Origin of the sequence: Streptomyces sp. NPDC059398 (assembly GCF_042751845.1) — a bacterium.
Classification (GTDB): domain Bacteria; phylum Actinomycetota; class Actinomycetes; order Streptomycetales; family Streptomycetaceae; genus Streptomyces.
Genome location: NZ_JBHYWP010000003.1, coordinates 127,765 through 150,345, shown reverse-complemented (window position 1 = coordinate 150,345; position 22,581 = coordinate 127,765). Strand labels below are relative to the sequence as shown.

At 69.5% G+C, this 22,581-nt stretch carries 18 protein-coding genes; 5 read left to right on the top strand and 13 right to left on the bottom strand.

The features are described 5' to 3' along the window. Positions 1-12 precede the first annotated feature (12 nt). The 5 genes from ACFXBC_RS02565 to ACFXBC_RS02545 form a co-directional block, all read right to left on the bottom strand. Positions 13-1,791, bottom strand: a complete 1,779-nt coding sequence (locus tag ACFXBC_RS02565; protein ID WP_385017789.1) for a hypothetical protein — start codon at positions 1,789-1,791, stop codon at positions 13-15. Positions 1,792-2,019: 228 nt separating this feature from the next. Beyond that, a complete protein-coding gene (locus tag ACFXBC_RS02560) occupies positions 2,020-3,279 on the bottom strand; it encodes an LAETG motif-containing sortase-dependent surface protein (RefSeq protein WP_385017786.1) in 1,260 nt (419 codons plus the stop codon). 130 nt (positions 3,280-3,409) lie between these two features. Further along, the gene (locus ACFXBC_RS02555; RefSeq protein ID WP_385017783.1) at positions 3,410-4,033 is read right to left on the bottom strand and encodes a DUF4291 domain-containing protein; all 624 of its coding nucleotides are present in this window, start codon (positions 4,031-4,033) and stop codon (positions 3,410-3,412) included. Positions 4,034-4,214: 181 nt separating this feature from the next. Further along, entirely contained in the window at positions 4,215-5,855 is a 1,641-nt protein-coding gene (gene pruA / locus ACFXBC_RS02550) for an L-glutamate gamma-semialdehyde dehydrogenase (RefSeq protein WP_385017780.1), read from the bottom strand. Positions 5,856-5,903: 48 nt separating this feature from the next. Further along, complete coding sequence (locus ACFXBC_RS02545) at positions 5,904-6,830, bottom strand: proline dehydrogenase family protein (protein ID WP_385017777.1); 927 nt, start codon at positions 6,828-6,830, stop codon at positions 5,904-5,906. Between the two features lie 180 nt (positions 6,831-7,010). On the opposite strand from ACFXBC_RS02545, the gene ACFXBC_RS02540 reads away from it, so the two are divergent. Next, entirely contained in the window at positions 7,011-8,219 is a 1,209-nt protein-coding gene (locus ACFXBC_RS02540) for a PucR family transcriptional regulator (RefSeq protein ID WP_385017774.1), read from the top strand. A gap of 85 nt (positions 8,220-8,304) precedes the next feature. Here ACFXBC_RS02540 and ACFXBC_RS02535 read toward each other — a convergent pair whose 3' ends face one another. Then, the gene (locus ACFXBC_RS02535; protein WP_385017771.1) at positions 8,305-9,102 is read right to left on the bottom strand and encodes an SDR family NAD(P)-dependent oxidoreductase; all 798 of its coding nucleotides are present in this window, start codon (positions 9,100-9,102) and stop codon (positions 8,305-8,307) included. Positions 9,103-9,188: 86 nt separating this feature from the next. On the opposite strand from ACFXBC_RS02535, the gene ACFXBC_RS02530 reads away from it, so the two are divergent. Beyond that, a complete protein-coding gene (locus ACFXBC_RS02530) occupies positions 9,189-10,040 on the top strand; it encodes a helix-turn-helix transcriptional regulator (protein WP_385017768.1) in 852 nt (283 codons plus the stop codon). A 121-nt stretch (positions 10,041-10,161) separates the two neighbouring features. On the opposite strand, the gene cynR is transcribed toward ACFXBC_RS02530, so the two are convergent. Next, entirely contained in the window at positions 10,162-11,061 is a 900-nt protein-coding gene (gene cynR / locus ACFXBC_RS02525) for a transcriptional regulator CynR (RefSeq protein ID WP_385017765.1), read from the bottom strand. Positions 11,062-11,198: 137 nt separating this feature from the next. Between cynR and ACFXBC_RS02520 the strand changes: the two genes are divergently transcribed. The 3 genes from ACFXBC_RS02520 (at position 11,199) to ACFXBC_RS02510 (ending at position 12,988) form a co-directional block, all read left to right on the top strand. After that, complete coding sequence (locus ACFXBC_RS02520) at positions 11,199-11,825, top strand: carbonic anhydrase (RefSeq protein WP_385017762.1); 627 nt, start codon at positions 11,199-11,201, stop codon at positions 11,823-11,825. A 124-nt stretch (positions 11,826-11,949) separates the two neighbouring features. Next, positions 11,950-12,420: a cyanase gene (gene cynS / locus ACFXBC_RS02515; protein WP_385017759.1), complete on the top strand. Its 471-nt coding sequence runs from the start codon at positions 11,950-11,952 to the stop codon at positions 12,418-12,420. Between the two features lie 67 nt (positions 12,421-12,487). Next, positions 12,488-12,988 carry a nucleoside deaminase gene (locus ACFXBC_RS02510; protein ID WP_385017756.1) on the top strand — a complete coding sequence of 167 codons (501 nt, stop codon included), beginning with the start codon at positions 12,488-12,490 and terminating at the stop codon, positions 12,986-12,988. Between the two features lie 157 nt (positions 12,989-13,145). Here ACFXBC_RS02510 and ACFXBC_RS02505 read toward each other — a convergent pair whose 3' ends face one another. The 6 genes from ACFXBC_RS02505 to ACFXBC_RS02480 all read right to left on the bottom strand — a co-directional run bounded on the left by ACFXBC_RS02505 (position 13,146) and on the right by ACFXBC_RS02480 (position 22,289). Next, on the bottom strand, positions 13,146-13,727 hold the full coding sequence (locus ACFXBC_RS02505) for a TetR/AcrR family transcriptional regulator (RefSeq protein ID WP_385017753.1): 582 nt from the start codon (positions 13,725-13,727) through the stop codon (positions 13,146-13,148). A gap of 78 nt (positions 13,728-13,805) precedes the next feature. Further along, positions 13,806-15,398 carry a phosphoglycerate dehydrogenase gene (gene serA, locus ACFXBC_RS02500; protein ID WP_385017750.1) on the bottom strand — a complete coding sequence of 531 codons (1,593 nt, stop codon included), beginning with the start codon at positions 15,396-15,398 and terminating at the stop codon, positions 13,806-13,808. A 223-nt stretch (positions 15,399-15,621) separates the two neighbouring features. Next, on the bottom strand, positions 15,622-16,623 hold the full coding sequence (gene ilvC / locus ACFXBC_RS02495; RefSeq protein ID WP_385017747.1) for a ketol-acid reductoisomerase: 1,002 nt from the start codon (positions 16,621-16,623) through the stop codon (positions 15,622-15,624). Between the two features lie 153 nt (positions 16,624-16,776). Then, positions 16,777-17,304 carry an acetolactate synthase small subunit gene (gene ilvN / locus ACFXBC_RS02490; protein WP_385017744.1) on the bottom strand — a complete coding sequence of 176 codons (528 nt, stop codon included), beginning with the start codon at positions 17,302-17,304 and terminating at the stop codon, positions 16,777-16,779. 20 nt (positions 17,305-17,324) lie between these two features. Continuing rightward, entirely contained in the window at positions 17,325-19,211 is a 1,887-nt protein-coding gene (locus ACFXBC_RS02485; protein ID WP_385017842.1) for an acetolactate synthase large subunit, read from the bottom strand. 216 nt (positions 19,212-19,427) lie between these two features. Continuing rightward, the gene (locus tag ACFXBC_RS02480) at positions 19,428-22,289 is read right to left on the bottom strand and encodes a putative bifunctional diguanylate cyclase/phosphodiesterase (RefSeq protein ID WP_385017742.1); all 2,862 of its coding nucleotides are present in this window, start codon (positions 22,287-22,289) and stop codon (positions 19,428-19,430) included. Between the last annotated feature and the right edge of the window lie 292 nt (positions 22,290-22,581).

The following is a 22,581-nucleotide window of genomic DNA, read 5'->3' as shown; positions in this document are numbered from 1 at the left end:
CATTTCGTTTCATTATGATGACGCTCCACTGAGGCGGGCCAGTTCAAGTTGGCTGTAGGTCTTCTCGGATGCGTTGGCGACACTCTTGTCGTTCAGCCACGCGTTGTAGGCCAATTTCTGCCCCGCGGATGCGCCGTCCACCAACTGTCCGGAATCATCAAGGAATTTCTTACCGTCACAGTACTGATCCGCGTACTGTCCGGGATGCCCCAGATCATGATTCTTCTTGAAACTCTCCTGGACGGCTGCAGAATACTCGTCACGCCACCCCTTGTACGGAGCCTTGTCCTTCTTCTCGTCCGCCTCATCCGGGTTCACATTCCCGATGAACACCGACAAGGCATAGTTGACGGCAGCTTTGGAAATATTGGCAGCAGCCTCGTTCGGCGCAAATGCGACTTCGATTCCCGCACCGGTCACAGCCGTCAACTGCCCCTGGATCGTAGAGTTCCATTTATCGGCCTTGGCCGAATCCTCGGCCTGCATCTGACCGAACACCTTCTTCGCCTCGGCGCCGAAGATCCCGTCGAGCATTCCCTTGGCCCGGGTCGCCTGTGCGTTGTCCGGGTTGTTGTCCAATATGTACTGACCCTGCTGGCTGCTCATGGCCATCATCGTGGTGGTGGCGTCCGGATTTCGCATCGCCTCGTCGATGAACGCCCGGAGATCGTCCTCGCCCACTGAGACATGTCCGGGCCCCGGGTCCGCCGGGGCGGGGTCGGTCAGGATGCTCTGAACGTCGTCCCAGTGATAGGTGACGATGTCGCCGAACGCTTTCTGGATCTCCGAGTGAGTGTGCTCGTCCGAATGGCCGGCGTAATACTTGATCAGCTTCTCCGAGTTGTCCGCCGCGACATTCTTGTCCGCACCCGGCCCGTCCAGCGTCCCCGCTCTGATGACCCCCGCGAACGCCTTCGCCTGATAGTCCGGCAATCCCCCGTGGTGGTCCGAGTCGTCCTTCATCCAGGCCGGAATCACGTCCATGTTGTCGTGCAGGAACTTGGTGGAGGCCGCCGGGTCGTTCCCCATCGCGTCCCAGACCTTCTCCCCGTACATGTAGTTGCCCGGCGCCAGGCACTGCTTGCCGAGGTTCGCCACCACGTCCGGCGGGAAGCTGGCGTGGCCGACGAGACCCGACAGGTGCTGGAGGTCCTCGTCGCCGTTCTCGTCCTTGAACGTGGTGCCGTTCCGCATGGCCGTGGCCACGGTGGTGGCCAGGACGGAGATACCGGCGTCCGGGTTGCCGGGGTCGTACATCATCGGGCCGTCCTGGAGCCGGTAGAGCGCCGTGTCGCCCAGTTCGTCCATCGCGGCCTTGCAGTAGTCCGGGTCCGTCTGGTTGGCCGCGAGCATCTTCATGTACTCGTCGAGGCCGATGTCGCCGTCCTTGTACGCCTTGGCATCCTTCTTCGCGGCCTTCTGGGCGGCGGCCTGGGTCTTGTACTTGCCCAAGTCGCCCGCCCCGGCCGCGACCATCCCCCCGCCGAGGCCCGCGTTCTTGTCGAGCTTCTCCTCGTCCATCGCCAGACTGTGGCGCCGCCGGAGCATGGGCAGTTCGCCGTGTGCCCAGGTGAGATGACCGGTCATCTTCGTGAGTCGGGTGGTGTCCATCTGGAGGCGGCGCGCATGGCTCATCCAGCTGTTGATGTGCGGCTGGCCCGCCGCGGCCCCGTCGCCCGAGTTGGTGTTGATCGACTTGATGAGGTCGCCGAGTCTGTCCGGGTTGATGCCCTGGAAATCCTTGCCGGCATCCGGATCCATCTGCATCCCCCTGTGGCGCTGTTCACGCATGTGAACTGATGATGAGGCGGGAGAGCGACGGCTGTGTGCATGGCTGACATTCCCCCCGGAGCCCATGACGCTATCTGTCGTGTCCATGGTTTCGCCAGTGCCAACGTCGTTCCCGCAGCCGTTCCTGCCGCCGGGCCCGCCACCGGAAAGCCCCGGCTTTGCACAGCTGCCGGAGCAATCCGGGGCTCCCCTCGTCATCATCGGGACCCGCTCGGGTGGTTGCGCGGGCTACCGCACCCCGGCGGCGTTCCTTCGGCGCAGGGCGAACACCAAGCAGCTACCGGCCGCCACCGCGGCGACGCCCGCGCCGGCGATCAGCGGAGTGGTGCTGGAGGAGCCGGTCGACGCCATCGTGCCGGTCCCGTCGCCACCCGATGCGGAGCTGCCCGACGTGGCCCCGGAGTCCGATGTACCCGTGCCTCCGGCGGACTGGGCGTGCAGGCCGCCCGACGTGTCCGTACCGCCGGTGCCCGAACCGCCGCTCGTTCCGGTGGCCGAACCGCCCGCCGATGAACCGCTGTCGGAGCCGCCCGATGAACCGGAGCCCGAGCTGGAGCCGGTCCCCGGACCCGTACCGGGGCCCGTGACGTCGACGGTGAGCTTCGCCTTGTCGTTGGCGGCGTTCTTGTCGAAGACCGGGTGGATGTCGTACACCGAGGTGGCCTTGACCTCGCTCGACGTGTCCTTCGCGCCCTTCTCTATCTTCAGCACGAACGGGTACGAGTGGAGCGACCCCACCTCGAAGATGTGGTCCGGGGGCAGGCAGACGTACTTCCGCTTGCCCGGCGCCGACGGTCCGCTGGGCCCGTCGATCCCGAAGGGCTGGCAGTCCTTGGGGACCTCGACGGCCGTCGTGCCCGCGGGGATGTCGACCATCACCGCGGGCTGGTCGTCGCTGGTGTTGTCGTCGATCCAGCCGGGGCCTTCGTTGCGCAGCCCCGCGGTGACCCTGACCTTGTCGCCCGGCTTGCCCTTCGCCGTGCCGCCGACCGCCGCCAGATCGGCCGTGTTGTCGGCGGTGACGGCCAGCGAGCGGTAGCTGAGGGCGGTCGATCCCGACTCCGGGTCACCGCCGGTGGTGCCCGTGCCGTACTCCACGTTCTCCATCAGCGCCTTCGGCAGCACCTTGAGTCCGATGGGCGTGGTGAAGTGCTGGCCGGGCGCGAGGACCTTGTCGAAGTGGCAGAGGGCAACGGAGACCTGGTCGCTGTCGGTGGAGTACGTACAGCCCGCCGCATGGCCGGGGAAGGACAGACCGCGCGTGATCCGCAGCCGCAGCGTGACACCGTCGGCAGGCGCGTCGCCCTGGTTGGTGAACGTCAGGGAATCCGTCCGGACCTCGCCCGGCTTCCACGGATCGCTGGAAAGCTCGGACACCACGAGAGCCGGGGCCGCCGCATCATCGGCGTGCGCCTGGACGGCCGGTGCGAGGGCTACGGCAAGCAGTGCGGCCGCGACGGCGGACACGGAGCTGATGCGCTGGCGCAAAGTGATTCTCCTGTGTGGATTCATGAATGCGTATCAGCACTTAGATGCTCGAACGACGGAAGAAGTTGCGCACGCACACCGGACCATCACCATTGCGGCACACCATCGCACAGGCATATCTCCGCCCCGCTCACACCGGATACGGCCGCTCCCCGGGCAGCAGCGCGGCGGCGCCCGGCGCGTCACCGGCCAGGACCAGCGCATGGATCCGGTGGACCAGCGGGGTCACATCGGTGATCGAAACGGTCCACTCGTCGGCGTACCGGCGGGCGGCGTCACCGGAGAGTCCCAGCTGCAGCGAGCGGTACGGCAGCGGCCTGAGCCACAGGTCGCGTTCCGGGTCCCACTGCACCCGAGCCGGGGACCGCTGCAACTCCCGCTTCCAGGCGGCCTGATCGGCGTGGACGGTCCGCTCGTACGAGGAGAGACAGGCGTGCCGCAGCGCCCAGTCGAACCCGGACCTGCTGATCTCGACGGCCAGTACGGTCTCCTGGCCCTCCTTCGCCGCCCAGCCGCAGCGGTACATCATCCACAGGAAGGAGGGCTTGATCCAGGTCATCCGGTCGCGCTTCCAAGCCGCGGGGAACCGTCCGTCCCGAGCCGCCGGCCGCCCGATGGACGGGGTGTACGCCTGGTAGACGGTGACCGTCGACTCGGTGTGCAGCGCGCGGACGCGGTGATCCGGTTCGGTCGCCGGCTCTGCGCCGGTGGCGCGCTGCGCGTCGGAGTGGTGCCGGGTGATCTGCTCTGTCATGCGGCAAGGGTGCGCCGTCACCGCCGGTGCGGGCCACCGGAATTACGGCCCGCACTCGGCGGCGGCACACCTCCGGGCGGAGGAGGCCGGGCTGGGCCGGACATGGAACCGCCCCCTCGCGGCGGGGGACCGGGAGGGGGCGGTGTCTCAGTGGGCGGGCCGGGGATCGGCCCCGGTGGGATCAGCCCTGGTGGGGGTAGGTGTACTCGGTCGGCGGGACCAGGGTCTCCTTGATGGCCCGGGTCAGGGTCCACCGCTGGAGGTTCTGGGGGGCGCCGGCCTTGTCGTTGGTGCCCGACGCGCGGCCACCGCCGAAGGGCTGCTGGCCGACGACGGCGCCGGTCGACTTGTCGTTGATGTAGAAGTTCCCCGCCGCGTAGCGCAGCTTCTCCATCGTGTGTGCGGCCGCCGCGCGGTCCGCCGCGATGACCGAGCCGGTCAGGGCGTAGTCGGACGCCGACTCCATCTGGTCGAGCATCGCGTCGTACGAGCCGGCCTTGCTGTCGTCGTAGACGTGGACGGCGAGGATCGGGCCGAAGTACTCGGTGGTGAAGACCTCGTTGGCCGGGTCGGTGCACTCGATGACCGTGGGCCGCACGAAGTAGCCGACGGAGTCGTCGTAGCTACCGCCCGCGACGACCGTGCAGGTCGGGTCGGACTTGGCCCGGTCGATCGCGGCCTTGTTCTTGGCGAACGCGCGGTCGTCGATGACGGCGCCCATGAAGTGCGACAGGTCGGTGACGTCACCCATGGTGATTCCGTCGACCTCGGCGGCGAACTCCTCGCGGAAGCCGCTGTTCCAGATCGAGGCGGGAACGTAGGCGCGCGAGGAGGCCGAGCACTTCTGGCCCTGGTACTCGAACGAGCCGCGGGTCAGCGCGGTCTTCAGCACGGCGCGGTCGGCGCTGGGGTGCGCCACCACGAAGTCCTTGCCGCCGGTCTCACCGACCAGACGCGGGTAGGTGCGGTACTTGCCGATGTTCTCGCCGACCGTCTTCCACAGGTACTGGAAGGTGGGCGTGGAGCCGGTGAAGTGGATACCGGCGAGGTCGCGGTGGTTCAGCGCGACCTCGGAGACCGCGACACCGTCACCCGTCACCAGGTTGATGACGCCCTTGGGGAGACCGGCCTCGGCCAGCAGCTCCATCAGCAGGACGGCCGCGTGGGTCTGCGTCGGGGACGGCTTCCAGACGACGACGTTGCCCATCAGCGCCGGGGCGGTCGGCAGGTTGCCCGCGATGGCCGTGAAGTTGAACGGCGTGATCGCGTAGACGAAGCCTTCGAGCGGCCGGTGGTCGAGCCGGTTCCAGACACCCGCGGAGTTGGCCGGGGGCTGCTCGGCCAGCAGGTCACGGGCGTACTTGACGTTGAAGCGCCAGAAGTCGACCAGCTCGCAGGGGGTGTCGATCTCGGCCTGCTGGGCCGTCTTGCCCTGGCCGAGCATGGTCGAGGCGGCCATCGTCTCGCGCCACGGGCCGGAGAGCAGTTCGGCGGCGCGCAGGATGATCGCGGCACGGTCGTCGAAGGACATCGCGCGCCAGGCGGGGGCAGCGGCCAGCGCGGCGTCGATCGCGTCCTGGGCGTCGGCCTGCGTGGCGTGCGCACCGGTGCCGATGACGGACTGGTGGTTGTGCGGCTGGACGACGGTGAACGTCTCGCCGCCACCCATCCGCTTCTCACCCGCGATGGTCATGGTGAGGTCGATGGGGTTGTCGGCCAGCTCCTTGAGCTTGGCTTCGAGCCGGGCGCGCTCCGGGGAGCCCGGCGCGTAGGAGTGGACCGGCTCGTTGACCGGAGCGGGGACCTGGGTCACAGCGTCCATGAGTGCCTTGTCTCCTTCATGTCTGAGGTGCGGTGGTCAGCGGGCAGGTCAGCCCTTGGTGAGCACGGAGCGGCCGAAGAACAGCAGGTTGGCCGGCTTCTCCGCGAGGCGCCGCATGAAATAGCCGTACCAGTCCGTGCCGTACGCCGTGTAGACGCGCATCCGGTGGCCCTCGGCCGCGAGCCGGATGTGCTCGTCGCTGCGGATGCCGTACAGCATCTGGAACTCGTACTCATCCAGTTTCCGCCCGGCCCTGCGGGCCAGCTCCTGGCCGATGGCGATCAGACGCGGGTCGTGGGACCCGATCATCGGGTAGCCGTCGCCGTCCATGAGGATCTTCAGGATCCGGACGTACGCCTTGTCGATCTCAGCCTTGACCTGGTACGCGACCGAGGCGGGCTCCTTGTAGGCGCCCTTCACGATACGGACCCGGCTGCCCGCGGCGGCGAGGCGCCGGGCGTCGCCCTCGGTGCGGAAGAGGTAGGCCTGGATGACACAGCCGGTCTGCGGGAAGTCCTTCCGCAGCTCCTCGTGGATGGCGAACATCGAGTCGAGCGTGGTGTGGTCCTCGGCATCAAGCGTAACCGTGGTGCCGATGGCGGCGGCGGCCTCGACGACCTGGCGGACGTTGGCGAGCGCCAGCTCGTGGCCGCCCTCCAGGCTCTGCCCGAACATCGACAGCTTGACCGACATCTCGGCCTTCTCACCCAGGCCGAGGTCCTTGAGCCGGCCGACCAGCTCCAGATAGGCGTCACGGGCGGCGGTGGCCTGCCCGGGGGTGGTGATGTCCTCGCCCACCACGTCGAGGGTGACCTCAAGGCCCTTGTCGGCGGCGTCCTCGATGACCGGAACGACCTGGTCGACCGTCTCACCGGCGATGAAGCGGTCGACGACCTGCTTGGTGCCCGGGGCGGCCGAAATGAACCGGCGCATCTTGTCACTGCGCGCCGCAGCGAGGATCACGGGAGCCAGCACGGGGCACCTCCAACCGAAAGTACGAACGAGGACCGTAGCGGCACGACCGAATCGGACCGGTACAGCACGGAGAACCACTTCGAAATCTAGGTACCGCCCCGGTGTTCTGCCATCGACAGCTGTCACGCATCCGTGGACTGGATCTCAGACATATGTCTGAAGGGGTGGGAGAATGTGGGGGTGAAAGGTGACTACCAGGAACTGGCCGACGAGATCTCGGCACTGCTCGGCGCCCCCGCGACGCTGGAGAACCGGGACTTCGGGCTGATCGCCTTCGGGGCGCACAACAGCGAGGACGACAGCGAGATGGACCCGGTCCGTACCCGCTCGATCCTCACCCGGCGGTCCACCCCGGCCGTCCGCTCCTGGTTCGAGGACTTCGGCATCACCCGCGCCACCGGCCCGGTCCGCATCCCCGCCGCCCCGGAGGCCGGTGTCTACCGTGGCCGGATCTGTCTGCCGGTACGCCATCGGGGCACCGTGTACGGATATGTGTGGCTGCTGGACTCCGACCCGGGCCCCACGGCCGCCCGGCTGGCAGCCGCGATGGAGGTGACCGCCCGCATCGGCGACCTGCTCTTCGACGAGGCGCAGGCGGGTGCCGGGCTCTCCCGGGAGTTCCGCGCGGTGCTCACCGCCGAGAGCGGCTGGCCGCGCGACATGGCGGTGGCCGCGCTGCGTACGGCGCTCGGACCGGGTGCGGACGGGCTGCACGCCATGGTGTGTGTGGTGCCCTGGCCCGACGAGGACCGCCCGGTGCGCCCCGTACCGGCCGCCGCCGCGCTCTGCACCCTGCCGGGGACGGGCCCCGGTGGGACTCCCGGCGTCGCGGAATCCGGTACGGGCGGCGGCGCGGCCGACGCCCTGCCCGCCGAGGGCGGTCCGTACGCTCTAGCCGCGCTGATCAGGGTGCGCAGCGCGGGCACCCTCGCGCCGGCCCTGAGCGCGGCGTCCCGGCTCGCGGAGCTGGCGGGCGCCGGGGCGACCGCCGGGGTGGCACCGGCCCGGCACGGTCTGGGCGAGCTGTCGGTTTCCTGGCGGGAGTCGGCGGCGGCCGCCCGCGCCGCGGCGGCCGAGCCACGGTTCGGCCCGGTCGCCGAGTGGGCGTCGATCGGCCCGTACCGCCTGCTGACGGCGCTCCCCCGGGGGCTGGCACAGGACCCGGTGGTACGGGACCTCACCGCGCCGTCCCATACCGAACTGGCGCACACCGCCGAGGTGTTCCTGGACTGCGCGGGCCAGGCCGGACGTACCGCGTCGGCGCTCGGCATCCACCGTCAGACCCTCTACTACCGCCTCACCCGCATCGAGCAGCTGACCGGCCTCGACCTGGACGAGGGCGAGGACCGGCTGCTGCTGCACATGGCGCTGAAGGGGAGCCGGCTGTAGCTGCCGCGGGTTCCGGCAGCCGGCTGTAACGGACGCAAGTTCCGGGATTCGCGAGCGCTTCCAGGTGATCATGAGCGCCGTGCTGTCAGGCACCGGCCCCGCCGTCCACCGGAAGCACCGCCCCGGTCACCATGGCGGCGCGGTCGCTGAGCAGCCACGCGGCGGCCTCCGCGACCTCGCGCGGCTCCGCCATCCGCCCCAGCGGGACCGACTTGGTCACCTGGGCCCTGATGCCGGGGGTTGCCGCCTCCCACGCGTCGATCATCTCGGTGTCGGTGCCGCCCGGGGTGATGCCGTTGACGCGGATACCGTCGCGGGCCCAGCTCACCGCGGCGGTCTCGGTGAGGCTGTTGAGCGCCCGCTTCATCGCGCCGTACGCCGGCAGGGCCGGGTTCGCGCGACGGCTGCCGATGCTCGATGTGTTGACGATGGCGCCACCGCCCCCACTCCGCATGAGGGCCGCCTGCGCGTTCATGGCCGTCCAGTGCGCGCGGAAGTTCACGGCGAACTGCTCGTCGATGTCCTCGTCGCTGGTGGTGTCGAGCGGGCCGGGCTGCTGGATCGCCGCACCGTTGTTGAAGGCCCCGTCCAGCTTCCCGTGCAGTTCCCCGACCCGGTCGACGGCCGCGCGGATACTCACGCGGTCGGCGAGGTCCATGGGGACGGCATGGGCGACGCCGCCGTCAGCGCGAATGCCGGTGACGATCCCGTCGAGGGCGCTCGTCCCACGGGCCGCGAGAACCACGGCCGCCCCTTCGCGGGCGAAGAGCCTGGCCGCCGCGGCGCCGATGCCGCGGCTGGCCCCGGTGATGAAGACGACCTTGCCGGTGAGCAGGCCGGCAGATGTGAAGTCCTTGGTGTTCGTCATGTCGGTGTTCGTCATGCCAACAGTCTTGGAGCGGCGGCCGGACCGGATACAGGCACAGGCTGTACCAGGAAGGGCCGCCGTACCCCGTGCACACTGGGGGCATGGACAAGCAGGAACTGGGCGCGTTCCTCCGCAGCCGCCGCGAGCGGCTCACGCCGCAGGACGTCGGTCTCCCCTCAGGACCGCGCAGGCGAACCCCCGGGCTCCGGCGGGAGGAGACCGCGGTCCTCGCGCACATCTCCACGGAGTACTACATCCGTCTGGAGCAGGGCCGCGCACCCCGGCCGTCCGGCGAGGTTCTCGCCGGGATCGCGAGTGCGCTGCGGCTCACGGACCCCGAGACCGACCACCTCCACGTCCTCGCGGGTACCGCGCGGATTCGTAACCGGAGGCACCAGCGTGATGTCCGGCCGAGCATCCTCGCACTCCTGGAGCGACTGCCGCAGACGGCGGGCCTGGTCGTGTCCGCGACGTTCGAGGTGCTCGCCTGGAACCGCCTCGCCGCCGCTCTCATGGAGGATTTCGCGGCCGTTCCCCCCGAGGAGCGCAACCTTGCCCGCCTTGCGTTCCTCGGGACGCGGCGGACCGGCCGCACTCTGTACGGGGTGTCCGACGTCTCCGAGTTCCGGCACAACGTCGTGCTGGAGCTGCGCGCCACCGCGGCCCGCTACCCGGCCGACCCCGATGTGACCGGCCTGGTCGGCGAACTCCGCGCGGGCAGCCCGGACTTCGCCCGGCTGTGGGAGCGGCACGAGGTGAAGGCCGCCCCGACACTCACCAAGACATTCCGCCATCCCGTCGTCGGCGAGATCACCGTGGACTGCGACAACCTCGCTCTCTCCGACCGCGACCAGCGCCTGGTGCTCTACAGCGCACCGCTGGGATCACCTGACGCCGAAGCACTGGCCCTGCTGAACGTGCTGGGCACCGAGGCCATCGACTACCAGCTGTAGCCGGCAGCGCTCATCTCGCGCGGAGCCCGCCGTCTGCCCGGGGCAGGCGGCTCGCGAAGCCGCGCTCCCTGCCGCGGCTCCGGCAGAAACGGCTCCCGCCTCTCCCGCCGTACGGGCTCAGTCAGGCGGGCATGTAGCCGCGGGCCCTCAGGAGGTGCCGGACGACGTCCGTGAAGGCGCGGGAGGCGGCGCTCCGGTATCCGCTCTCGCGCCGGAGGAGCGCCACGGTGCGCCGCGGAAGGGGCGGTTCCAGCGGGACGGGGTGGAGGTGCGGGTGGTCATGGGTGATGGCGTCGGGCAGGACGGTGGCCAGCGCGGTGCGCCGGACGATCTCGGTGAGCGCCTGGATGGAGTTGGCCTCCACCATGATGCGGGGGCTGACCCGCTGCCCGGCGAAGTAGGCGTCGATGTGGCCGCGGGTGGCGAAGTCGTCGCTGAGCAGGGCCAGATGGCGCTCGGCGAGGGCCCCGACGGGCAGCGGCCCGCCACCTTCCGTACCGGGACTGCCGGTGACCAGGCTGAGGGTCTCGGTGAAGAGGGGAGTCGCGGCGATACCGGGCAGATGCGGGCCGTCGAAGGCGATTCCCAGGTCGAGTGCGTCGGCGAGCAGGGCGGACTCGATGTGATCCTGCGTCATCTCCTTTACGTCCAGGGCGATACCGGGATGGCGGGTGTGCACTTCGGCGACCAGGGGCCCGACCAGATACGCGGTGAAGGTCGGGGTCACCGCGAGCCGAAGGCTGCCCCGGGAGAGGTCCTGGACATCGGCGACGGCCCGTTCACCGGCCGCCAGGTCTCGCAGCGCCCGGCGTGCGTAGTGCGCGTACGCCTCGCCCGCGTCGGTGAGACAGACGGCGCGGCCGGTACGGTCCAGCAGCTGCACCCCCACACCGCGCTCCAGCTGCTTGATCTGCTGGGAGAGGGTCGGCTGTGAGATCCGCAGGTCCTCGGCGGCGCGGGTGAAGCTGCCGTGCTCGGCCACGGCGAGCAGATAGCGGAGATGACGCAGTTCCAGGGCCATGTCTCCCACTGTAGACGCCGTTATAGATGTCATCGATAGAAATGATGGCCAGTACGTCTTGGACGCTATAGCCACAGGTCGTGCACGCTGGATTCCGACCGGCCCACGGGGCCCGGCGTCCATCGAAAGGAGTGGCCATGGGCGGCCTCGCCGAAGGAGTACGGCGCTTCAAGCGGGACATCTTTCCCCCCAGGGCGGAGCTCTTCGCCCACTTGGCGGGCCATCACCGCCCGACGGCACTGTTCATCGGCTGCTCCGACGCCCGCGTCGTGCCGGAGCTGATCTGCGCCAGCGAACCGGGCGAGCTGTTCGTGATCCGCACGGCGGGCAACCTCGTTCCCGCCCACGGGTCCGGCGCCGCCGACGGGATCGCGGCGAGCATCGAGTACGCCGTCGCGGTGCTGGGCGTCTCCGACATCGTGGTCTGCGGGCACTCCGCCTGCGGCGCGATGACCGCCCTGGCCGAGGGCCACGACCTGACCGGCGCTCCGGCGGTCGCCGACTGGCTGCGGCAGGCGGACCTCTCCCCCGCGGCCGGCCCCACCACGGCCACGCCCCGCCCGGGAGCGGGAGCGGAAGCCGTGGACACGCTGATCCGGCGGAACGTGCTCGCGCAACTGGCGAACCTGGCCGCCCACCCCCCGGTGGCCCGCGCCCTCGCCACCGGCACGGTCGCCCTGCACGGCTGGGTCTACTCCATCGCCACCGGCACCGTCGAAGAGCTCGACCCCGTGACCGGCCGCGGCACCGCCCTGGCCGCCTGACCCCGTACACCCCTGGCACCCGGCCGCCGTGGCACGCGCCCGGATTCGCCGTCCACCCGCTCATGACCCGCCGCAGCCGGGCTCCCGGGAAGCGGCACACAGAACACCGAGAGGTACCAAGCTCATGACCCATGCCCAGCTGGACCCCACCGCCCGTCAGGACCTGGCCGTCGCCGCCGTCGAGGCCAAGATCCGCAAGGACCTGACCTGGCAGCAGATCGCCGACGCGGCAGGGCTGTCCCCGGCCTTCACCACCGCCGCCGTACTCGGCCAGCACGCCCTGCCCGCCGAGGCGGCGCAGTCCGTCGCCGGGCTGCTCGGTCTGGACGACGACGCGGTGACGCTGCTCCAGACCATTCCGGCCCGGGGCTCGATCCCCGGCGGCATCCCGACCGACCCGACGATCTACCGCTTCTACGAAATGCTGCAGGTCTACGGCACCACGCTCAAGGCGCTGGTCCACGAACAGTTCGGCGACGGCATCATCAGCGCGATCAACTTCAAGCTCGACGTGCGGAAGGTCGCCGACCCGGAGGGCGGCGAGCGCGCCATCATCACCCTGGACGGCAAGTACCTGCCCACCAAGCCCTTCTGAGCAGCGGGATCCGGTCCCCGTCCGCCACCCCCGCACACACCCGCGTTCACATCCCGGAGGAATCCTCATGGACTTCGCCCAGCGCACCATCGACCTCGCCCGGCAGAACGTCGCCGACGGCGGCCGGCCGTTCGCGACCGTCATCGTCAAGGACGGCGCCGTCCTCGCCGAGAGCCCCAACAAGGTCGCCCAGACCAACGACCCGACGGCCCACGCCGAGGTCCTCGCCATCCGTGAGGCATGCGTGAAACTGGGCACGGAGCACCTGGCGGGCGCCACCATCTACGTCCTCGCCCACCCCTGCCCGATGTGCCTCGGGGCGCTGTACTACTGCTCCCCCGACGAGGTGGTCTTCCTCACCACCCGCGATGCCTACGAGCCGCACTATGTCGACGACCGCAAGTACTTCGAACTCGACACCTTCTACGGCGAGTTCGCCAAGGACTACACCGAGCGCCGGCTGCCCATGCGCCACGAGTCGCACGACGGCGCGGTCGATGTCTACCGGTACTGGCAGGAGCTGAACGGCGGCGAACGCCGGGTGGCCGGAGCCCCCACCGCCGGCTGACGCCCCCACACCGGCCGAACGGGCGGCGGGGACCGGTCCATCCACGGGCCGGTCCCCGCCGCCCGTTCCGTCCGCTGCACGCCGTCCGGCCCGGATGACCGAGTCGCGGGGTCGGCCCCGGACGGCCGAGTCGCGGTATCCGGTCCGGGCAGTCGAGTCAGCCGGTCCGGTCGTCTCCGGTGATCGCCCGCAGTCCGTCCACGAGGTCCCGCGCGGAGGGGGCCGTCGCCGGATCCACCAGCCACTGCATCATCACCCCGGCGAGCAGCGCCTGGTAGACGAGACCGGCCGTCCGGGCCTTCTCCGGCTCGGCCTCCTCGTCGATGCCCTGGAAGTTCTGCGCGAGTCCGGTGCGGCCCTCCTGCTGCGGCCCGGCGATGGCCTTGCGCAGCTCGGGATCGTCCTCGACCCGCGAGATCACTTCGAGCTGGAGCTGCCAGAGTGCCCGGCTGTCCTCGTAGGAACCGATGACCTTGCCCCACACCGCCTCGAAGCGCTCGTACGGATCGGTGATGGCCGAGGGGTCGACCCCGGAGTCCTCGCCGACCGCGTCGCCCCACTCCTCGGTCACCTTGAGGAAGGCCAGGTTGAGCAGGGCCTCCTTGGAACCGTAGTGGTAGCCGATGGAGGCCAGATTCGTACCGGAGGCGGCGACGATGTCGCGGGCCGTCGTCCGCGCGTACCCCTTTTCGAGGAGGCAGCGCTTGGCGCCTTCGAGCAGATCCTCACGATGTCCCATGACAGCAGCGTACCCGGCTCATAGACGCCTGTGTAAGACATGCGTCTATGAGCCGGGTACGGCGGTGACGAGCGGAGATCAGTCGGTCAGGTCGACCGAACGGGCCGAGGCGGCGCCGATCTCGTCGGAGATCTCGGCGAGCACGGCCGGCGGTACGGTGTCGTCGACGGTCAGGACGACCAGCGCCTCGCCGCCCACCGCGGCCCGCGAGACCTGCATACCGGCGATGTTCAGCCCGGCCTCACCGAGGATCTTGCCGACGGCGCCCACCACTCCGGGACGGTCCGCGTAGCGCAGCACGACCATGTGGTCGGAGAGCGCGACATCCACGTCGTACGCACCGACGGAGACGATCTTCTGGAGGTTCTTCGGACCGGCCAGCGTGCCGGAGACCGAGACCTCCTCGCCGTCCGCGAGGGTTCCGCGGACGGTGACGACATTGCGGTGGTCGGGCGACTCGGAGCTGGTCGTCAGGCGGACCTCGACACCGCGCTCCTGCGCGAAGAGCGGAGCGTTGACATAGCTCACGGTCTCGTCCACGACATCCTCGAACACGCCCTTGAGCGCGGAGAGTTCGAGCACCTTGACGTCGTGCTGGGTGATCTCGCCGTACACCTCGACATCGAGCCGGGCCGCGACCTCGCCCGCCAGCGCGGTGAAGATCCGGCCGAGCTTCTCGGCGAGCGGCAGCCCCGGGCGGACGTCCTCGGCGATCACGCCGCCCTGGACGTTGACCGCGTCCGGGACCAACTCCCCGGCGAGCGCGAGCCGTACGGACTTGGCGACCGCGACACCCGCCTTCTCCTGCGCCTCGTCCGTGGAGGCACCGAGGTGCGGGGTGCAGACCACCTGGTCGAACTGGAAGAGCGGGGAGTCCGTGCAGGGCTCCTTCGCGTACACATCCAGACCGGCACCGGCGACGCGGCCCTCCTTGAGCGCGGAGGCGAGCGCCTCCTCGTCGACGATCCCGCCCCGCGCGGCGTTGACGATCCGGACGTGCGGCTGCACCTTGTGCAGCGCCTCGTCGCCGATCAGGCCGATCGTCTCGGGGGTCTTGGGGAGGTGAACGGTGATGAAGTCCGCGACTTCGAGGAGTTCGTCGAGCGAGAGGAGCTTGACGCCCATCTGGGCTGCGCGCGCGGGCTGTACATAGGGGTCGTAGGCGACGATCTTCATGCCGAAGGCCGACATGCGCTGCGCGACCAGGACACCGATCCGGCCGAGGCCGACGACGCCGAGGGTCTTCTCGCTCAGCTCGACACCGGTGTACTTCGAACGCTTCCACTCGCCGTTCTTGAGCGCGCTGTTGGCCTGCGGGATGTTGCGCGCGGTGGCGACCAGCAGACCGCAGGCGAGCTCGGCGGCGGTGACGATGTTGGAGGTCGGTGCGTTCACGACCATGACGCCGGCCTTGGTGGCGGCCGAGACGTCGACGTTGTCCAGGCCGACACCGGCACGGGCGACGATCTTCAGCTTCTTGGCCGCGGCGACGGCCTCGGCGTCGACCTTGGTCGCCGAGCGCACCAGGATCGCGTCCACATCGGCGATGGCGGGCAGCAGCTCCGCGCGGTCGGCGCCGTTGCAGTGCCGGACCTCGAAGTCGGGTCCCAGCGCGTCCACCGTGGCGGGCGACAGCTCTTCAGCGATGAGTACGACAGGTTTCGAGCTCACGTAGTCCTCACAAGTCCGTTGCGGAGGGCCGTCCCGACGGCCGCAGGCGGAGGGGCTGGGCGCGTGGAAGACGCACGACGCTGTGGGCCTGACGCGTATGTTCTGAGCAGTGTAGTGGCGTTGCGGCCCACTTATTCCGCCAGTACGGAAGGATCACCCGTACGTGGTTGGCCGCGGTGGACAGGGGGCCGTTCCGCACCGGAAGGCCCCCTGTCCTCATGGCTTATGCGTCGTCGTTGTCGACCCAGCTCATGAGCTTGCGGAGCTCCTTGCCCGTGGTCTCCAGCAGGTGGTCCGCGTCGGCCTTCTTGTACTCGTTGTACTTCTTCAGACCGCCGTGGTACTCGTCCATCCAGTTCTTGGCGAACGTACCGTCCTGGATCTCACCGAGGATCTTCTTCATCTCGGCCTTGGTCTGGTCCGTGATGATGCGCGGGCCGCTGACGTAGTCGCCCCACTCGGCGGTCTCGGAGATCGACCAGCGCATCTTCTCCAGGCCGCCCTCGTACATGAGGTCCACGATCAGCTTGAGCTCGTGGAGGCACTCGAAGTACGCGATCTCCGGCTGGTAGCCGGCCTCGGTGAGGGTCTCGAAGCCCGCCTTGACCAGAGCGGCGGTGCCGCCGCAGAGCACGGCCTGCTCGCCGAAGAGGTCGGTCTCGGTCTCCTCGGTGAAGGTCGTCTTGATGACGCCGGCGCGGGTGCCGCCGATGCCCTTCGCGTAGGAGAGCGCCAGTTCCAGGCCCTTGCCCGACGCGTCCTGCTCGACGGCCACGATGCACGGAACGCCGCGGCCCTCCTCGTACTGACGGCGGACCAGGTGACCCGGGCCCTTCGGGGCGACCATGCAGACGTCGACGTTGGCCGGCGGCTTGATGAAGTCGAAGCGGATGTTCAGACCGTGGCCGAAGAACAGCGCGTCGCCGTCCTTCAGGTTGTCCTTGATGGACTCCTCGTAGACCTGGGCCTGGATCGGGTCCGGGACGAGGATCATGATGACGTCGGCCTCGGCGGACGCCTCGGCGGGGGTCACCACGCGCAGGCCCTGCTCCTCGGCCTTGGCCTTGGACTTGGAGCCCTCGTGCAGACCGACACGGACGTCGACACCCGAGTCACGCAGCGACAGCGCGTGGGCGTGGCCCTGGCTGCCGTATCCGATGACTGCGACCTTGCGGCCCTGGATGATCGACAGGTCGGCATCGTCGTCGTAGAAAAGCTCGGCCACTGGGATATCTCCTTGGTGTGCAGGTGTTACGGCCCACCGTACGGCGGGCGGGTGAGGGAAGGTTTTCGGGTCTCGCCATGCGAGCGGCCGGGCGCCGCGCGCACGGCTGGGGCCGCCGGGTGCCCAACGGCTCGGCGGGCACCCGGGGGCCGCTCAGGCGCTGCGTTCGAGCGCCCGCAGGCTGCGGTCGGTGATGGAGCGCGCGCCGCGGCCTATGGCGATCGACCCGGACTGGACGAGCTCCTTGATGCCGTACTGCTCCAGCATCTTCAGCATCGCGTCCAGCTTGTCGGTCCCTCCGGTGGCCTCGATGGTCACGGCCTCCGGTGAGACGTCCACGGTCTTGGCGCGGAACAGCTGGACGATCTCGGTGATCTGGGAGCGGGTCTCGTTGTCGGCGCGGACCTTCACCAGGACGAGCTCGCGCTGGATCGCAGCGCCGGGCTCGAGTTCGACGATCTTCAGGACGTTGACCAGCTTGTTGAGCTGCTTCGTCACCTGCTCCAGCGGCAGGTCTTCGACACTCACCACAATGGTGATGCGGGAGATGTCGGGGTGTTCGGTGACGCCCACGGCGAGCGAGTCGATGTTGAAGCCGCGGCGGGAGAACAGGGCGGCGATCCGGGCGAGGATGCCCGGTGTGTTCTCGACCAGGACGGAGAGCGTGTGCTTGGTGGACATGTCGTCGGTCTCTCTCTGTCTCAGTTCTCTTCGCTGTCGCCGAAGTCGGGGCGGACACCGCGGGCGGCCATGACCTCGTCGTTGGAGGTACCGGCGGCCACCATGGGCCAGACCATCGCGTCCTCGTGGACGATGAAGTCGACCACGACCGGGCGGTCGTTGATGGCGTTCGCCTCGGCGATGACCTTGTCCAGGTCCTCGGGGCGCTCGCAGCGCAGCGCCACACAGCCCATGGCCTCGGAGAGCTTCACGAAGTCCGGGATGCGGGTGCCGCCGCTCCCCTTGCCGTCCGCCGCGACGCCGTCGGCGCCGGGGCCGGAGTGCAGCACCGTGTTGGAGTAGCGCTGGTTGTAGAAGAGGGTCTGCCACTGGCGGACCATGCCGAGGGCGCCGTTGTTGATGATGGCGACCTTGATCGGGATGTTGTTGAGCGCGCAGGTGGTCAGTTCCTGATTGGTCATCTGGAAGCAGCCGTCACCGTCGATCGCCCAGACCATCCGGTCCGGCATGCCGGCCTTGGCGCCCATCGCGGCCGGGACCGCGTAGCCCATCGTTCCGGCGCCGCCGGAGTTCAGCCAGGTGGCGGGCTGCTCGTACTGGATGAAGTGCGAGGCCCACATCTGGTGCTGGCCGACGCCCGCCGCGAAGATCGTGTCCGCGTCGGCGGCACGGCCGATACGCTCGATGACCTGCTGCGGCGAGAGGCTGCCGTCCTCGGGCAGGTCGTAGCCGAGCGGGTAGGTGTCGCGCCAGCGGTTCAGGTCCGTCCACCAGTCCGCGTACCGCTTCTGGGCGGCGGCGCCCATGGTGCCCTCGGTGTGCTCGGCCTGGACGGCCTGCACCAGGTCGGCGATGACCTCCCGGGCATCCCCGACGATCGGGACGTCCACCAGGCGGTTCTTGCCGATCTCGGCGGGGTCGACGTCCGCGTGGATGACCTTGGCGTCCGGCGCGAAGCTGTCGAGCTTGCCGGTGACCCGGTCGTCGAAGCGGGTGCCGAGCGCGATCAGCAGGTCTGACTTCTGCAGTGCGGTCACCGCGGTCACCGCACCGTGCATCCCGGGCATGCCCACATGCTGCGGGTGGCTGTCGGGGAACGCGCCGAGCGCCATCAGCGTGGTGGAGACCGGTGCCCCGGTCAGCTCGGCGAGCACCTTGAGCTCCGCGGTGGCGTGCGCCTTGATGACACCGCCGCCGACGTACAGCACCGGGCGCTTCGACTGCGCGATCAGCCGGGCGGCCTCACGGATCTGCTTGGCGTGCGGCTTGGTGACCGGCCGGTAGCCGGGCAGCTCCTGCTGCGGCGGCCAGGAGAACGTCGTCTGCGCCTGCAGGGCGTCCTTGGCGATGTCCACCAGCACCGGGCCCGGGCGTCCGGTCGCGGCGACGTGGAACGCCTCGGCGATCACTCGCGGGATGTCGGCCGCGTCGGTGACCAGCCAGTTGTGCTTGGTGATCGGCATTGTGATGCCGCAGATGTCCGCCTCCTGGAAGGCGTCCGTACCGATCGAGGCGGCAGCCACCTGCCCGGTGATCGCGACCAGCGGGACCGAGTCCATGTGCGCGTCGGCGATCGGCGTGACCAGGTTGGTGGCGCCCGGACCCGACGTGGCCATGCACACCCCGACCTTGCCGGTGGCCTGTGCGTAACCGGTGGCCGCGTGGCCCGCGCCCTGCTCGTGCCTGACCAGGATGTGGCGCACCCGGGTGGAGTCCATCATCGGGTCGTACGCCGGGAGGATCGCACCACCGGGGATGCCGAATACCGTATCGGCGCCGACTTCCTCAAGAGAACGGATGAGGGACTGCGCGCCCGTGACGTGCTCGACGGTGGCGGACGACGGTCCGCCGTTACGGGCCCGCGGCTGCGGGTGGTGGGCCCCGGTGGCCTGCTCGGTCATCGGCATTCTCTTCTCGAAGCTGAGGGTTTTTGCGGGGATTTTCACGGTGTTCGGATGGTGCTGGTGCAACAAAAAACCCCCCGTGCCGTGAGGCAAGCGAGGGGAGCGCGTCGGGTGCGTTGAGCGGAGCTGGTGAGGAGCTCTGCTTCAGCCGACGCGCTTTCCAAGTACGAGAATTCGGGTGGTCATGGCACTGACCTTCCTCCCGGCCCCTGCTTACTGTCAAGTGGGTGGGACGGGCGTCTCATTATTTGAACCAGCGAAGGACCGCGTCCCCCGTGTTCCGAGCAGGACCGGCCTGGCCGTGCCGCCCGGCAGGGGGAAGCGCGAACGGCTCAGGGAGCGGCGCAGCCGGTACTCGTCGAGCGGCCCGGAGAACGCCATGCCCTGCCCGTGCGTACACCCCATCGAGCGCAGCGCGCTCACCTGTTCGGGTAAGTCGACCCCGTCCGCGACGGACTGCATGCCCAGGTCGCAGGCGATGCGCAGCAGCCCACTGGTGATCTTGTGCAGCCGCGCCGACTCCACGACCCCATCGACCAGCCCGCGGTCCAGTTTGAGTACGTCGACGGGGAGCCGCCGAAGGGCGTTTATCGCGGCGTAGCCCCGGCCGAACCCGTCCAGGGCGATGCGCACACCATGTCTGCGCAGGACCATCAGACGGCGCTCCAGCTCCTCGAAGGGGATCCGCGGATCGCTGTCGGCGATCTCGATGACCAGGGCGCCGGAGGGCAGCGCGTGCCGGGTGAGGAGCGCCTCGATGGACCCGAGGGGCATGGACCTGTCCAGCAGCCTGCGGGCGGAGAGGCGCACGGCCACCGGCACCTGGTGCCCGGCGACCCCACGGTCGGCGGCCTGTTCGACGGCCTCCTCCAGCAGCCAGCGGCCCAGCTCACCGGTGCGGGCGCCCTCGGCCATGTCCCCGGTCTCCTGGACCTGGAGGAACTCCGCCGGGGTGAAGAGGATGCCCTGGGTCGACCGCCAGCGCGCCTGGGCGGCGACGGCGGCGATCCGGCCGGTGGTGAGATTCACCACCGGCTGGTGCAGCAGGGCGAATTCGCCGTCGTGCAGCGCGGAGCGGAGGCGGGCGGTCAGTTCGGTCCTGCGGACGACCTCGGCCTGCATCTGCGGTGCGTAGAGCTCGACGCGGTTCTTGCCGCCGGCCTTCGCCCGGTACATGGCGAGGTCGGCGTTGCGCATCAGGTCGGTCGGGGTGATGCCCGGCTCCGCGAAGGCGACACCGATGGAGGCCGCGACCCGCACCTCGCTGCCCTCGATCCGGTACGGCTCGGAGAGCCGCAGCCGCAGCCGGTCGGCGATCTCGTGGACCTGGCACTCGCGGGCGGGCTGGTCCCGGCCGCCGTTGCCGATGATCAGCGCCGCGAACTCGTCGCCGCCGAGCCGGGCCGCCGTGTCCGCGGCCCGGACCGATTCCTGGAGGCGGCGGGCCGCCTGGATCAGCAGCTCGTCCCCGGCCTGGTGACCGATGGTGTCGTTCACCGCCTTGAATCCGTCCAGGTCGATGAAGAGCACCGCCGTGCCGTGGTCCGTCGCCCTGCGCCCGACGAGCGCCTTGCGGACCCGGTCGGTGAAGAGCGCACGGTTGGGCAGATCGGTGAGCGGATCGTGCTCGGCGTTGTGCTGCAACTGCGCCTGGAGCCTGACTCGTTCGGTCACGTCCCTGCTGTTGAAGATCAGGCCGCCCTGGTGGCGGTTGACCGTGGACTCGACATTGAGCCAGTCGCCGGTGCCCGACCGGAAGCGGCATTCGATCCGGGTGGTGGGCTCGGTGGCGGGCGATGCGGCCAGAAACCGCCGCACCTCGTGGACGACGCGCCCCAGATCCTCGGAGTGGATGAGCGAGGCGAGCTCCGAGCCGATGAGCTCCTCGGCGTCCCGCCCGTAGACGCCTGAGGCGGCGGGGCTGACGTACCGCAGGATGCCGGTGGGCGCGGCGATCATGATGACATCGCTCGACCCCTGCACCAGGGAGCGGAAGTGGTTCTCCTTCTGGGCCAGCTCATGGGTGAGCGCGATGTTGTCGACGAGCATGATGCCCTGTCGTACGACCAGGGCGAGCACGACCGTACAGCCGGTGAAGACGACCACCCGGTCCACTCTGCGGCCGTCGATCACGTTGTCGAGGATGCCGAGGGTGCAGACCGCCGCGGCGAGATACGGCGTGAGGGCGGCGAGCGATCCGGCGATCGGGCGGCTCAGATGGCCCGCGTGGCGGATTCCCCGCTCCACGGGCACCGGGTCCGTCCCGGTGAAGCCGCTGGCTCCCCGCCGCGCCGCCCACGGGGCGTACGCGAGGAGCAGCGACCCCGCGAACCAGCCGGCGTCGAGCAACTGGCCCGAGTGGTAACTCGCGCGCAACAGGGGCGAGGTGAACAGGGCATCGGAGAGGACGGTCAGCGCGAGCCCGGCGATGGCGGTGTTGATCGCGGATCGGTTGGCGTTGGACCTGCGGAAGTGCAGGGCGAGCACCATGGACACCAGGACGATGTCCAGGAGCGGGTAGGCGAGCGAGAGGGCCGCGTGGGCCACGCTCTCGTGCTTGCCCTCCAGCCGCGTGGTGTGCGCGAGCGCGAGGCTCCAGGAGAGCGTCAGCAGTGAGCCGCCGATGAGCCAGGCGTCCAGCACCAGGCAGACCCAACCGGCCCGGGTGACGGGGCGCTTGGCGAGCACCAGCAGCCCCACGATGGCAGGCGGCGCGAAGCAGAGGAAGAAGAGGTCGGCGAGGGACGGACTGGGCACCGGCACCTGCAGGATGACCTCGTACCAGCCCCAGACCCCGTTCCCCAGCGCGGCCATCGCGGAGGAGACCGAGAAGAGCAGCCAGGCGGGCCGGAACCTGATCTCCCGGGTACGCGCGTAGAGGAAGCAGGAGACCGCTGCCAGGGCTGCGGCGAAGCTGAGGCCGAAGTCACCCATCACGAGGGCCAGTTGTGTGGAGCCCCAGTCGAACGCGGAGCCGACGGCATATCCTCCGCACACCAGGGCGAGGAGCAACTGGGAGAGCAGGCCCGCCGGACCGCCGGAGGCCGGCCGCCGGGCAAGCAGCGCCCCCGGCGCACTCACCGCTCCTCCCCCGGAGGCACCAACGGCGGCATCGCACCGCATGGGCCCGTTCTGCACAGGGTGGTCCGCCGGGGACGCCGTCGATGGCCCCACCGCGTCAGCTGGTTCGTCCATTGGCCGTGCATCGCCCGTCGCCCCCTCGGAATCTGTACGCTCCCCCGCACCGTGACCTTGCCCGGCGGAGCCCCCAACCGGACGATACACCAGTACCGTCACTCAGGGACATAGCGTCTCTACGCTCCGTTACGAGTAGGAGAGTTGTGGACACACTGCGCATCCGAACGCCTGCAGA

What these genes read in the sequence shown, in the direction of transcription:
- ACFXBC_RS02565 (WP_385017789.1), bottom strand. Translation starts at nt 1,791, where the DNA reads ATGCGTGAACAGCGCCACAGGGGGATGCAGATGGATCCGGATGCCGGC.
- ACFXBC_RS02555 (WP_385017783.1), bottom strand. Translation starts at nt 4,033, where the DNA reads ATGACAGAGCAGATCACCCGGCACCACTCCGACGCGCAGCGCGCCACC.
- pruA (WP_385017780.1), bottom strand. Translation starts at nt 5,855, where the DNA reads ATGGACGCTGTGACCCAGGTCCCCGCTCCGGTCAACGAGCCGGTCCAC.
- ACFXBC_RS02535 (WP_385017771.1), bottom strand. Translation starts at nt 9,102, where the DNA reads ATGACGAACACCGACATGACGAACACCAAGGACTTCACATCTGCCGGC.
- ACFXBC_RS02530 (WP_385017768.1), top strand. Translation starts at nt 9,189, where the DNA reads ATGGACAAGCAGGAACTGGGCGCGTTCCTCCGCAGCCGCCGCGAGCGG.
- cynR (WP_385017765.1), bottom strand. Translation starts at nt 11,061, where the DNA reads ATGGCCCTGGAACTGCGTCATCTCCGCTATCTGCTCGCCGTGGCCGAG.
- ACFXBC_RS02520 (WP_385017762.1), top strand. Translation starts at nt 11,199, where the DNA reads ATGGGCGGCCTCGCCGAAGGAGTACGGCGCTTCAAGCGGGACATCTTT.
- cynS (WP_385017759.1), top strand. Translation starts at nt 11,950, where the DNA reads ATGACCCATGCCCAGCTGGACCCCACCGCCCGTCAGGACCTGGCCGTC.
- ACFXBC_RS02510 (WP_385017756.1), top strand. Translation starts at nt 12,488, where the DNA reads ATGGACTTCGCCCAGCGCACCATCGACCTCGCCCGGCAGAACGTCGCC.
- ACFXBC_RS02505 (WP_385017753.1), bottom strand. Translation starts at nt 13,727, where the DNA reads ATGGGACATCGTGAGGATCTGCTCGAAGGCGCCAAGCGCTGCCTCCTC.
- ilvN (WP_385017744.1), bottom strand. Translation starts at nt 17,304, where the DNA reads ATGTCCACCAAGCACACGCTCTCCGTCCTGGTCGAGAACACACCGGGC.
- ACFXBC_RS02485 (WP_385017842.1), bottom strand. Translation starts at nt 19,211, where the DNA reads ATGCCGATGACCGAGCAGGCCACCGGGGCCCACCACCCGCAGCCGCGG.